Origin of the sequence: Acinetobacter portensis (genome assembly GCF_023158935.1) — a bacterium.
In the GTDB taxonomy this organism is placed as follows: Bacteria; Pseudomonadota; Gammaproteobacteria; order Pseudomonadales; family Moraxellaceae; genus Acinetobacter; species Acinetobacter faecalis.
Window position 1 is genome coordinate 832,012 of the sequence record NZ_CP096120.1, and the last position, 12,942, is coordinate 844,953.

8 protein-coding genes and 4 tRNA genes are annotated in these 12,942 nt (G+C 36.8%); 5 read left to right on the forward strand and 7 right to left on the reverse strand.

What is annotated here, in order from left to right:
• Positions 1–56 precede the first annotated feature (56 nt).
• The 5 genes from MZO21_RS04230 to MZO21_RS04250 are packed head-to-tail and all read left to right on the forward strand — an operon-like array spanning position 57 to position 8,780.
• The gene (locus tag MZO21_RS04230) at positions 57–3,242 is read left to right on the forward strand and encodes a LysM peptidoglycan-binding domain-containing protein (protein WP_248103464.1); all 3,186 of its coding nucleotides are present in this window, start codon (positions 57–59) and stop codon (positions 3,240–3,242) included.
• Positions 3,243–3,275: 33 nt separating this feature from the next.
• Positions 3,276–5,111, forward strand: coding sequence for an extracellular solute-binding protein (locus MZO21_RS04235; RefSeq protein WP_248103491.1), 1,836 nt, complete (start codon positions 3,276–3,278; stop codon positions 5,109–5,111).
• 24 nt (positions 5,112–5,135) lie between these two features.
• Complete coding sequence (locus MZO21_RS04240) at positions 5,136–6,206, forward strand: microcin C ABC transporter permease YejB (protein WP_154772575.1); 1,071 nt, start codon at positions 5,136–5,138, stop codon at positions 6,204–6,206.
• Complete coding sequence (locus MZO21_RS04245; protein WP_154772576.1) at positions 6,206–7,219, forward strand: ABC transporter permease; 1,014 nt, start codon at positions 6,206–6,208, stop codon at positions 7,217–7,219. Before MZO21_RS04240 ends, MZO21_RS04245 begins: the two co-directional genes overlap by 1 nt.
• On the forward strand, positions 7,194–8,780 hold the full coding sequence (locus tag MZO21_RS04250) for an ABC transporter ATP-binding protein (protein ID WP_248103488.1): 1,587 nt from the start codon (positions 7,194–7,196) through the stop codon (positions 8,778–8,780). Before MZO21_RS04245 ends, MZO21_RS04250 begins: the two co-directional genes overlap by 26 nt.
• A 90-nt stretch (positions 8,781–8,870) precedes the next feature.
• Here the strand turns inward: MZO21_RS04250 and MZO21_RS04255 are convergent.
• The 7 genes from MZO21_RS04255 to MZO21_RS04285 all read right to left on the reverse strand — a co-directional run bounded on the left by MZO21_RS04255 (position 8,871) and on the right by MZO21_RS04285 (position 12,921).
• Positions 8,871–8,946 (reverse strand) — tRNA-Glu (locus MZO21_RS04255).
• Between the two features lie 49 nt (positions 8,947–8,995).
• Positions 8,996–9,071: transfer RNA gene (locus MZO21_RS04260), tRNA-Glu, on the reverse strand.
• 25 nt (positions 9,072–9,096) lie between these two features.
• A tRNA-Glu gene (locus tag MZO21_RS04265) sits at positions 9,097–9,172 on the reverse strand.
• 242 nt (positions 9,173–9,414) lie between these two features.
• A complete protein-coding gene (locus MZO21_RS04270) occupies positions 9,415–10,830 on the reverse strand; it encodes an amino acid permease (protein WP_154772577.1) in 1,416 nt (471 codons plus the stop codon).
• 112 nt (positions 10,831–10,942) lie between these two features.
• Positions 10,943–11,018 (reverse strand) — tRNA-Glu (locus MZO21_RS04275).
• Positions 11,019–11,319: 301 nt separating this feature from the next.
• Positions 11,320–12,036, reverse strand: coding sequence for a hypothetical protein (locus MZO21_RS04280; RefSeq protein ID WP_248103460.1), 717 nt, complete (start codon positions 12,034–12,036; stop codon positions 11,320–11,322).
• Positions 12,037–12,219: 183 nt separating this feature from the next.
• Positions 12,220–12,921, reverse strand: coding sequence for an IS1 family transposase (locus MZO21_RS04285; protein ID WP_152874006.1), 702 nt, complete (start codon positions 12,919–12,921; stop codon positions 12,220–12,222).
• Positions 12,922–12,942: the final 21 nt, after the last annotated feature.

Here is a 12,942-nt window from a genome sequence, read left to right on the forward strand (position 1 = left end):
GATGCTTCACTACAATGTCTATATTAAAAATAATTTATACGATGTTTGGATTCCTTATGTATAAACCAACCACGCAAATGTGGCAACCGACAGTACCATCAATATTTAAAATTACAGCAGTAGGGGCTGCACTTGTTGCTTTAGGACTAATGACGGGGTGTGCTTCAACTCAAAGTACAACTGGTTCGTCTAAGTCAAAACAACTTGGTGGCGGTTATTTAGATGCAAATAGTTTAGATTCTTTAGAAGACTTATTATCTGCTACAGATATGCGTGCAGTAGAAGGGGATCGTTTACTCATTTTAAAACACGGTGATGTGTGGAAGCGCATGAGCGTTGGTTTTAAAATGGATACAGATCAATGGAATCCACGAATTGATGCACAGCGTAGTTGGTTTATGTCGCGTCAACCGTATATCAACCGTTTAAGTGCGCGTGCTTCACGTTATTTATATCATACAGTAAAAGAAGCTGAACGCCGTGGAATGCCTACGGAATTAGCATTATTACCTATTATCGAAAGCTCGTATGACCCAGCTGCAACAAGTAGTGCAGCCGCAGCAGGTTTATGGCAGTTTATTCCAAGTACAGGTCGTATTTACGGATTAAAGCAAACAAGTTTGTATGATGGTCGCCGTGATGTAGTTGAATCAACACGTGCTGCTTATGAGTTTTTAGGTGCGCTTTATAATCAATTTGGTTCTTGGGAATTGGCATTGGCTGCATATAATGCAGGTCCTGGTCGTATTCAGCAGGCAATTAACCGTAATAAAGCAGCAGGATTACCAACAGATTATTGGTCATTAAAATTACCGCAAGAAACAATGTACTATGTGCCACGCTTTATGGCTGTTGCACAAATTATTAAAAATCCGAGTAAATATGGCGTGCATTTACCGCCAATTGCAAACCGTCCTCACTTTAGAGAAATTACTGTTGGTACTGCAAATTTAAGTGATATTGCATCGTTAACAGGTTTAAGCCGTGCGGAGTTGTATGCATTAAATCCTGCACATCGTGGTGAAAAAATTGATAGCGCAAGTCCAATGCGTGTGTTAATTCCTGCCGATGTGAGCCCATCTATTGATGCAAAATTGAAAAAATTGGGTGGTGTGAGCGCATCGTCTGATACCTTGTTGGCAGCGTCAAATACTAAAACTTCAACAACGACTAAAACAACTTCTGCTGCTAAAACTACCGTAGCGCCAAAAACTGTAACAACACCTGTAGCAACGACTCCCGTCTTAACTGCAAGTAGTAAAAAACCTACACATTTAGCTGTTACACCTAGAGGCTCAAATGCTTTGGCATCATTTGCAAATAATGCAGATATTCCAAGTGCGCCACGTATTCCTGTTGCTGTAACACCTGCGGTAAATGTGAAGCAGGTAAGTGCAGAGCCACCAATTTCGGCTGCTGAACGTGAAAAAATTGCTGCTGCATTAAAAGCTGAAGATGCATCGAAAAATGTAGAAGATATTCTTCAGCCTGTCGCATCACAAGCAGAGCAAGACCAAGTCATTGCAGAGCTTAAGCGTCTTGCACCACAAGGTACTGAAATTGTCGATCCTTATGATGGCAAAATTAAGTTAACGGCAATTCAAACAAGTTTGTCGGTTGCTGAACAAGAAGGTAAAGAATTAACCAAAGGTTTCGCTTATCCTAAAGCTGTTGCAGATAATACAAAGCCAGATTCTGACGAAGCAAAGCGTAATGAAGGTAAAAACTTTATTAAGACAGAATCTGATGTAGTTGTTGTTGCACCAAAAGGTAAACGCAGTACTTACAATGTTGTTTCGGGTGATACCTTAGCAACAATTGCTTTAAAAAATGGTGTGAACTGGCGTGATGTTGCGAAATGGAACCAAATTGATCCAAATGCAACGTTATATGCAGGAACAACCATCTATTTATATGATGCAAAACCTATTGTAGCGGCTAAACCGAAAACTCAACCAGAAACTTACACAGTTCAACCGAATGATTCTTTAACCACAGTTGCTGCTGAGTTTGGCTTATCTGTGAAGCAACTTGCTGACTTTAATGATTTATCGACTACAAGTAATTTGCGTGTGGGTCAGAAGCTATCACTTAAAGATAATTCAAGTAATAAGCGAGATACATCGACATCAAATAAAACAGCAAAAGTTCAAACAAAACCCTATGTTGTTAAACGTGGTGAATTTTTAAAACTCATTGCAGACCGTTATGCATTGTCTAATCAGGAGTTGGCAGATTTAACTCCTGGTTTAAATGCGGGTAGTAGCTTAATGGTAGGGCAAAAAATTAATGTGCCTGTAAATGAAGTTTCTGCACTAAATGTAAAAGCAGATGCTAAAGAAGATAAAGCGTCTTCTTCACCAAGTTATAAAGTTGAGAATTACACTGTTCAACGTGGCGATACGCTATATAGCATTGCATCGCAATCTAAAATTAGCCTTTCTGAATTAGCAATTTTAAATAACATTGCAGTTAGCCGTGGTTTGCAAGTAGGGCAAACTCTAAAAGTGCCTGAGGGTTTGAATGTTCCAGATACTTATACAGTTCAATCTGGCGATTCTTTATCTGCAATCTCGAATAAGTACAACTTGGGTATGGACTACATTGCCAATATTAATGGCATGAGTCGTAATACAAATTTACGTGTAGGTCAAAAGCTTAAGCTAACAGGTGATGAGCCAAAATCGACTTCTAGAAGTGAAGCTGTTGCAGATAAAACACTAGATACTCACGTAGTAAAATCGGGTGAAACTTTAAGTAGTATTGCGCGTAAATACGATTTACAAACTCGCCAATTGGCAGAATTTAATGATATTTCGTCTAATGCGAGCTTACGTGTAGGTCAGCGCTTAAAACTTCAAGAGTCTGGTTCATCTTCAAATACAGCAACGAAAAAGCAAGATGCTGAAACTTCTAGAAAAAGTACAGTTAAATCGAGTAAAAATACCGAGAAATATAGCGTAAAATCGGGTGAGTCACTAAATGTAATTGCGAGCCGTTTTGACATAAGTGTTGCCGAACTTGCTGCAATGAATGATTTAACACCACGTTCAGGTTTACAAGTTGGTCAGTCGATTAACGTGCCAAAATTGGTTGTGTCGTATAAAGTGAAGCGAGGTGATACCTTAATTGGTTTGGCTAAGCGTTATGATACAGACACTAAAACACTTGCAGATATGAATGATATGCAACCAAGTGCTGCGCTTCGTATTGGTCAGGTGATTAAGGTGCCAAATTTGTAAAGATGAGACTGAAAAAGGAATGACTTTTTGATGATGGATCGATTGGCAAAACTATTTTGTTTTGCCGCAAGTCTTTTACTTTCAACACAATATGGGTGGTCTGCATTGCAGACCACTTCTTATATTGCCATTCATAATACGCCTAAATATGCAAATTTATCTGCCATGCCTTATGCAAATCCGCATGCGCCAAAAGGTGGATATATTAGTCTTTCAGGTAAAGATACATTTGATAATTTAAATGCAATGAATGGCAAGGGAAGTGCTGTTGAAGGTATAGATTATATTTTCGATTCACTGATGAAAAATTCACTCGATGAACCGGGGGTGATGTATCCCTTAATTGCGGAAAAAGTCACATTCGATCCTGTCAAAACCAAGTTTGTAATTTATCATTTAAATAAAAAAGCACGTTTTAGTGATGGCAGTGCTTTAACTGCTGAAGATGTAAAATTCACATTGGATACTTACCAAACCAAGTCAAATCCTGGTTTGCAAATGTATATTGCAGATTTGGAAAAGACGGAAGTTTTGTCTAAGCATCAAGTGAAAATGACTTTTAAATCTGACAGTAATTCAGAAATGCCATTAATTTTGGCAACCTTGCCTATTTATTCTAAAAAAGATTGGGAAAAACGTGATTTTACTAAAGTTACGATGCAGCCCATTTTAGGTTCTGGCCCTTATACCATTGAACGTATAGATGCAGGACGAAGTATTACGTATAAGCGCAATCCAAATTATTGGGCAAAAGATATTCCTTTAAATAAAGGAAAATACAATTTTGACCGTATAAAATATGTGTACTACCGCAATTTAGATGTGGCATTTGAAGGATTTAAGTCTGGGCAATATACCTATCATGAAGAATATATGGCGCGTAAATGGGTAACGGGTTATAAATTTCCTGCAGTAAATTCAGGTTTGGTGATACAACAAAAATTTAAACATCAAAACCCAGCAACCACACAAAGTTTTGTATTCAACACGCGTAAAAAACCATTTAATGATATTCATTTTCGTCAGGCTTTAAGTTATGCCTATGACTTTGAATGGCAAAATAAAGCTCTGTTTTATAATCAATATCAACGTTTAAAAAGTTATTTTTCAAATAGTGAATTAGAAGCCAAAGGTGTGCCAAGTGCAGCCGAACTGCAAATCTTAAAGCCGCTATTATCCAAATTACATCCTATACAAAAGCAGGGTGTTTTAAGTTCTTGGAAATCCCCTGTCTCTGATGCAAGCGGTTTTAATCGGGAAAATTTATTGATTGCAAGACAGCTTTTATTAAAAGCAGGTTATCAATATAAAAATGGAAAATTATTGGGTTTAGATGGTCAACCCATCGAGTTTGAGTTTTTAATTTTTCAAGAAAGTTTGCAACGTACGCTGATGCCGTTTGTACGCAATTTAAAACGCTTAGGAATACAGGTGAATGTACGTCAAATTGATGTGCCTCAATATATTGAGCGTATGCGTCGTGCAGACTTTGAAATGACTACAAATGCCTTGCCACAATCATTAAATCCGGGTAATGAACAAGCCCAATTTTGGGGAAGTGCTGCGGCAGATCAAGCAGGGAATTATAATTATGCAGGAATTAAAAATCCTGCCATTGATGAGGCAATTAAGCTCGTGATTAATGCGCCAAATCGAGAGCAACTTGTGATTAGAACCAAAGTTTTAGATCGTTTATTGCGTTCGGGTTATTATCAAATTTTAACCTATGGCAAAGGTGAAAATTGGTTGGCATATTGGAATATGTATGAGCAACCTAAAGTAAAACCAAAGCTTTCAGTAGGCGTCGATTATTGGTGGAGTAATCCTGTAAAAGCCAATAAAGTGACGCAATATTTGCGTAAGCAATAGCATGTCATCATTTGGGGATTGAACATGGGCGCCTATATTTTTAAACGATTATTGCTGATTATTCCGACATTATTTTTTATTTTGCTGATTAATTTCGTGGTCGTACAAATTGCACCAGGTGGTCCTGTAGAACAAGCAATTCAAAAGGCAGAGGCTTTTCAAGGTGTTGGACAATCTGCTTCTGTAGGCGAAACGGTAGATCAATCGAGTCAATATCAGGGTGCAAAAGGTTTAAGTGATGAAATGGTGAAAAAAATTGAAGCGCAATATGGCTTCGATAAACCTGCACATGAACGCTTTTGGTTAATGTTAAAAAGTTATGCTCAGTTCGATTTTGGCACCAGTTTTTTTAAGGATAAACCCGTAACACAATTGCTTTGGGAAAAATTGCCTGTTTCATTGTCTTTAGGGCTTTGGAGTACGTTATTAATATATTTAATTTCAATTCCTTTAGGCATAAAAAAAGCAAAAAAGCATGGTTTAGCTTTCGATAAAGCAAGTTCAATGTTATTGGCAATTGGTTATGCAATTCCGGCCTTTGTTTTTGCACTTTTGCTCATTGTATTTTTTGCAGGTGGAAGTTATTTGCAATGGTTTCCGCTACAAGGCTTAGTGTCTGAAAATTTCCAAAGTTTAAGCTTTTGGGGACAAATTAAAGACTACTTTTGGCACATGACTTTGCCTTTGCTTGCCATGGTGATTGGTGGATTTGCAGGACTTACATATTTAACGAAATATTCCTTTATGGAAGAACTCAGTAAGCAATATGTACTGGCTGCGCGTGCAAAGGGTTTAACAGAAACTCGTGTTTTATATGGACATGTATTTCGTAATGCGATGCTCATTGTTATAGCAGGCTTACCCGAAGCGCTGATTGGTATTTTCTTTGTAGGAAATCTATTTATTGAAATTATTTTCAATTTAGATGGTTTGGGATTGTTAGGTTTTGAAGCGATTGTTCAGCGAGATTATCCTGTTATTTTTGGTACATTATTTTTATTTACCTTGTTAGGATTATTACTTCGCTTACTCAGTGATGTGCTTTATCAAATAATTGATCCTAGAATTAATTTCGATTCGAGAGGTGCAAAATAATGTCACCACTTATGCGAGCTCGAATTGATAAATTTAAAGCCAATAAATTGGGTTTTTCGTGTTTAATTATTTTTCTAGCAATTTTTATTTGCTCATTGTGTGCAGAATTTATTGCTAATGATAAGCCGTTGTTAGTGAAATACGATCAGTCTTATTATGTTCCTGTCTTAAAAGAATATCCTGAAACGACATTTGGTGGCGTATTTGAAACAGAAGCAGAATACAAAGACCCCGCAGTAATTCAGCTAATTGAAGAAAAAGGTTGGGCAATTTGGCCTTTTATTGAGTTTTCATACCAATCTCCAAATTTAGATTTAGCCGTACCTGTACCATCTGCACCAACATCTCAAAATTGGCTAGGAACAGATGACCAAGGACGAGATGTACTTGCACGCATTTTATATGGTCTTCGCTTGTCACTTTTATTTGGCTTTGCTTTAACGTTTGCTTCGGCTTTTTTTGGAATTATAGTAGGTGCAATTCAGGGCTATTATGGTGGTTGGATTGATTTACTTGGTCAGCGCATATTAGAAGTGTGGGGCGGTTTGCCTATGCTTTTTATGGTGATGATTCTGGTCAGTATGTTTAGTCCAAGTATCTATTGGCTATTTCTCATTATGCTTATTTTTGGTTGGCCTACATTGGTTGGATTAGTTCGCGCAGAATTTCTAAGAGCGAGAAATTTTGACTATGTTCGGGCTGCAAGAAGCTTAGGTGTGAATGACAGAACCATTATATTTCGTCATATTTTACCGAATGCAATGAGTTCAAGTTTGTCGCAACTTCCACTAATGCTGACAGCGAATATTACAGCATTAACTGCGTTAGACTTTTTAGGTTATGGATTGCCACCCGGTACAGCATCTTTAGGTGAATTGTTATTACAAGCAAAGAATAATTTAAATGCGCCTTGGCTTGCACTTTCAGGCTTTTTTACTTTAGCGATTGTTCTATCTTTACTTATTTATATTGGGGAGGCGACGCGTGATGCATTTGATCCAAGACGTCAATAATCTTCCAGTTTTATTAAGTGTTGAACATTTAAAAATTAAACATGATGAACAATATTTAGTTGAAGATTTAAGCTTTAAATTACATGAAGGTGAAACTGTTGCCATTGTAGGTGAAAGTGGTTCAGGCAAATCTATTAGCAGTTTGGCGATATTGGGTTTGTTGCCTCAAAACTTAAAAACAGATGGACAAGTTTTTTTAAACGAACAAGAATTACTAAGTCTTTCTGAGGTAGAAAAACGACAAATTCGTGGACATAAAATTGCCATGATTTTTCAAGAACCAATGACAGCATTGAATCCATTGCATTGTGTTGAAAAGATTGTTGGTGAAACTTTGTGGTTGGCAGGCTATTCGAAACAACAAACACGTGAGCGCGTTATAGCACTGTTAAATGATGTAGGTATACCTAAGCCAGAAGATAAGTTAAAACGCTATCCATACGAGCTCTCAGGCGGTCAGAGACAGCGTGTGATGATTGCAATGGCACTTGCCTTAGAACCAGATATTTTAATTGCAGATGAGCCAACTACGGCTTTAGATGTTACGTTACAAGCTCAAATTTTAAAACTGTTAAAGTCTTTGCAGAAAACCCGCAATATGGCGATGATTTTAATTAGCCATGATTTGAATTTGGTGCGCCAATATTCAGACCAAGTGATTGTGATGAATAAAGGGAAAGTTGAAGAACAAAACACGGTAGCAAATATTTTTAAAAATCCACAAACGGATTATACGAAAAATTTGCTGAATCATAATTTTGGTAAAGCACTTAAGTTAAATGAATCCGACACATTATTAAAACTAGAAGATGTTGTGGTACGTTTTCCTATTAAGAAGGGGTTGTTCAATAGAGTTAAAGATTATGTAATTGCAGTTGAACCACTTCAATTACGGCTTGAGCAAGGACATTCGATAGGTATAGTAGGAGAAAGTGGCTCGGGTAAAAGCTCTTTGGCTTTAGCAATTGCGCGTTTAATACAATGTGACGGTAAAATTGAATTACTTGGGAAAGATTTAAATCAGCTATCAGAAAAAATACTTCGACCATTACGTCATGATTTTCAAATTGTATTCCAAGATCCTTTTAGTAGTTTGAATCCGCGCTTAACTGTAGAGCAAACAATTGCTGAAGGTTTGTATATTCAAAAAATATCTCAAGCTAAAATCATAAGCTTAGTAGAGGAAGCTTTGGAAAAAGTAGATTTGCCAATTACTTTTAAAAACCGATATCCGCATGAGCTTTCAGGTGGGCAACGTCAACGTATTGCATTGGCACGTGCTTTGGTTTTAAAGCCTAAATTATTAATTTTAGATGAACCTACGTCTGCTTTAGATAGAACAACACAACGATCTATTGTGAATTTATTGCGACGTTTACAGCAAGAAGATGGCATGAGTTATTTGTTTATTAGCCATGATTTACAAGTGGTGAAAGCATTGTGCCAAAAAGTATTGGTTTTACATCATGGGCGAGTTGTAGAAATACAAGAAACAGAACAATTATTCGAACATCCACAAAATGAATATACACGAGAATTAATTGCTGCAAGTCAGTATTAGATAATCATTAAATTTAAGATAAAAAAAAGCCCAAGTCGAAATGCTTGGGCTTTTTTGTGAGAATATTAAATAAATTTAGCATCTCGAATATGGCGTCCCTACGGGGATTCGAACCCCGGTTACCGCCGTGAAAGGGCGATGTCCTAGGCCTCTAGACGATAGGGACAGTATGAAGTAATTATTTGTAAAACCATTCTCTTTCAAGTGAAAGTTTGTGGCGTCCCTACGGGGATTCGAACCCCGGTTACCGCCGTGAAAGGGCGATGTCCTAGGCCTCTAGACGATAGGGACTAAATACAAACATTACTTCTGAAATTGGCGTCCCTACGGGGATTCGAACCCCGGTTACCGCCGTGAAAGGGCGATGTCCTAGGCCTCTAGACGATAGGGACGTTTCAGAGGTGGGCGTATATTAGGTCGAAATGATGGGGGTGTCAAACGCTTTTCAGCAAAAAAATAATGATATTGATTTGAATGGATAATTTATCAACATAATTTATAGAAATATTGAAAAAGTGCTGTGAATTGCATCAATAATGAAAAATTATCTTTAAATAAGTTGAAAACTACCAAAATAAAATTTTAAAAATAATGATGCAAAAAAAAGAGTAACCGAAGTTACTCTTTTTAGAGTTTATTCAGATTTATTGTGATACAGCCCGTAATAGCTTGCATAACAAATACCAATAAATGCTAAACAGCCAAAGAAGCTAATGCGTAATGATGGGTCGAAAACCATACTTACACAGGTAATAAAACAGAATAAGAAACCTAGAATTGGCACAATAGGGAAAAGTGGAGCAGCAAAGCCTAACTCTTCTTTTGTACGTCCTGCTTTATACCATTGGCGTCGGAAATTGAATTGGCTTAAGCAAATACTCATCCAAACAACAACCATGGTAAATGCAGCAATACCAAGTAAGTTACTGAAAATTGTTTCTGGTGCAAATTGCTCAGAAAGTAAACCTGGTAAACCACCAATCATTGTTACAGAAACTGCAACGTACGGAATACCGCGTTTGTTCAATTTAGAGAATACAGCAGGTAATTGTTTCGTATATGAAAGTGACCACATCATACGAGATGCAGCAAATAAACCAGAGTTTGCCGCAGATAATAATGCCGTGATAATTACAAAACGAATAATATCTTCAGCATAAGGAATACCAATGTGCTGAAATACCGTTACGAATGGACTGCTACTTACACCTTCAGCATTTAGACCTGCTTCTTGATGTGGTAGAAGTGAAGTCACAACGATAATGGTACCTACAAAGAAAATTAATAAGCGGAAAATTGCAGTATTAATTGCTTTGGGAACATTTTTAGCTGGATCTTTAGTTTCACCCGCAGCAACACCAATTAACTCTGTGCCTGAGAAGGCAAAGTTAACAATTAACATGGTTGCAAAAATAGGGAATAAACCCTCTGGGAACCAACCTTGAGCAGTTAAATTAGTGAAAAGTGGTGCAGATTCGAAGCCGCGATAACCAAGTACACCAAATATTGCAAGTAAACCTAAAAGAATAAAAGCAACAACGGTAATAACTTTAATTAATGCAAGCCAAAATTCAGATTCAGCAAACCATTTGGTTGAAATCATGTTTAAGGTAAACACGAAAGCACCAAAGATGAGCGTCCACATCCACATAGAGCTGTCTGGGAACCATTCCTGCATTAAAAGTGCGGCTGCAGTAAATTCTGTTCCAAGCGTAACTGACCATGTAAGCCAATATAACCATGTAATGGTATAACCAGTTCCTGGACCAATATAGCGTTTGGCATAAGCGCCAAATGAGCCAGATTCAGGCATGTGTACAGCAAGTTCTCCTAGGCATAGCATTACCATGTATGCGATAACACCACCTAAGAAGTAAGAGATTATGGCACCTACTGGCCCCGTTTGTGCAATGACTTCACCCGATCCTAAAAATAGGCCAGTTCCGATTGCGCCACCAAGCGAAATCATAACTAGATGTCGAGTACTCATAGCGCGTTTTAAAGGCGCAGAATTGCCCTGATGCGAAGCATCATTCGGAGATGAGTGCATAGGATTGTTAAAAATAAATAATAAATGAAGCCGACCATTGTAGTGAAAAACTACAAATCTGCAATTAAATTATAATGATTTTGTTTAACGAGTGATCGCATGGTGCGATAAATGGCGTCCCTACGGGGATTCGAACCCCGGTTACCGCCGTGAAAGGGCGATGTCCTAGGCCTCTAGACGATAGGGACGTTTTGAGGTGATGCGTATGTTATTGGGTTTTTATAAAGCTGTCAAACTGCAAACTTAGTTATTTTTGTATAAATGAACTGATTGTTTATTTTTTGGTAAATATATTAAACATAAATGAATTTATATATTTATTAAGACTGTAGCGAAGTAGATTGTGATGAGTAAAGGTGGGTGTGAGTTAAGCTATATTGATTAATTTTACTAATTTAAAAACTAACTAAAGAGTGCAGCCTTTTATACCTTGGTGATATTTGACGTTATTTAGATAAAAAAGAGTCCGGTAGGACTCTTCTGTAGAACTTAAAATTTAAAAGTAATATCGGCAATAAATTGGCGACCTATTTCAGATTTTAAATAGTAGTCGGTATCTAAGTATTTATTGTGTCGATTCGTGACATTATTAATAGTTAGTCCCCAGATAGCATGAATATTTTGAGATATTTGGTGAGTATAGCTTGCTCGCATATCCCAACGAACGACACTAGGAATACTTGTGTCGTTATAACTATAAATTACGGGTAGATTGTTTATATGAGTGTATGGTTTAGCTATGCTGCTAGATTTAGTTAATCCTTGGAAGGTTGGTTTGTAAACCAAGAAATTACTAATATTTAATCCAGCTAAAAAATTTGGTGTAAAGTCCCAACTTATACGAGCAGTTAAAGGGACATTAAAATCACTGGCAGGTAGGTTATTCGGAGTGATGAGTTTTCCATTATATAAAACGTGGCTATATTCTTTAGTTTCAGAATCATTGGCATTATTATAGTCGCGCTTAGTATCTGAATAGCTCACAGCTAAACTCATGCGATGCTTAGTATTTAGAATGTCAAATGGTAAAATATTACCGACATCTAAAGTTATGTTTTCCGAGCTATAGCTTTTATTATTGCTATATTCACGAGTCCAAATATTATTTGGATCTGGATAAATTAAATGATATTGATCTTTATATTCACGGTTAACATATTTGATTTGCGTGCGAATGTTTTTGAATTCACTGCTCAGTGCGAGCATCCATTCATCTGCATAAGGTAAATCTAAATCACTTCTTTTAATATTGTTTTTGTTTGGCGATACTTTGGGTGTCCAATCGCTATTTAAGTCTGTTCGAGTATATTGATTTTGAAAATTTAAAATTCCATCTTGTAAGTCGAAATTATATAAATAACGGGTGGTGTTTCCAAAAGTATGCTGAAATTAAATGAAGCCATTATTGATATAAAAGAAGGTTAAGTCGAAGGCTTTAAAATGGTTTTCAAGCTTTTTCGAAAAATTACAACTTTTCCTAAAACTACGTCTAATTCGATGCCTTATTTTACAATTATTTCCTTCAATACCTACAGTAAAAAACTTACCAATACTTTGCTTACAGTTTTTAAAGGCAGTCACAAAACTATCCCAGTGATCACTTGAAATTCGGGTGTAGTGAACACCTAATTGCTTTAACTTTGCCTTCAATCGTTGGACTGTCGCCAGATCTCGTTTACCCCAAACATAAGCAACAATTTCACCTGTTTCTCTATGGTATGCGTAAATAAGCCATTGTTTATTCTTTTTATTTCCTACAAAAGTCCAAAACTCATCAACCTCAATAGATTCATAATAATTTTGCTTAGGGCGAATTTTATAAGTGGATTTACTTAATGTTCGTAAAACCTTACCTATGCTGACACGCTCGGTTTCTGCAATATCTCTTATACCACCCCCTCTAACCATCAGGTGGAGTATTTTATTTGTTATACCAGAATGACAACCTCGGTAACTAAGAGCATGATCCCCAATAAACTGACGCTTGCAGTTTTTACATTGATAGTTTTGCTTACCATTTAGTTTGAAGCCATTTTTCTTTATACTGTCACTTCGACAGGTTGGACATTTGATTTCTAGTGTTATTTGCATCTCACTATTTTATCAAAAGCC

What these genes read in the sequence shown, in the direction of transcription:
- MZO21_RS04230 (WP_248103464.1), top strand. Translation starts at nt 57, where the DNA reads ATGTATAAACCAACCACGCAAATGTGGCAACCGACAGTACCATCAATA.
- MZO21_RS04235 (WP_248103491.1), top strand. Translation starts at nt 3,276, where the DNA reads ATGGATCGATTGGCAAAACTATTTTGTTTTGCCGCAAGTCTTTTACTT.
- MZO21_RS04240 (WP_154772575.1), top strand. Translation starts at nt 5,136, where the DNA reads ATGGGCGCCTATATTTTTAAACGATTATTGCTGATTATTCCGACATTA.
- MZO21_RS04245 (WP_154772576.1), top strand. Translation starts at nt 6,206, where the DNA reads ATGTCACCACTTATGCGAGCTCGAATTGATAAATTTAAAGCCAATAAA.
- MZO21_RS04250 (WP_248103488.1), top strand. Translation starts at nt 7,194, where the DNA reads ATGCATTTGATCCAAGACGTCAATAATCTTCCAGTTTTATTAAGTGTT.
- MZO21_RS04270 (WP_154772577.1), bottom strand. Translation starts at nt 10,830, where the DNA reads ATGCACTCATCTCCGAATGATGCTTCGCATCAGGGCAATTCTGCGCCT.
- MZO21_RS04280 (WP_248103460.1), bottom strand. Translation starts at nt 12,036, where the DNA reads ATGCTCGCACTGAGCAGTGAATTCAAAAACATTCGCACGCAAATCAAA.
- MZO21_RS04285 (WP_152874006.1), bottom strand. Translation starts at nt 12,921, where the DNA reads ATGCAAATAACACTAGAAATCAAATGTCCAACCTGTCGAAGTGACAGT.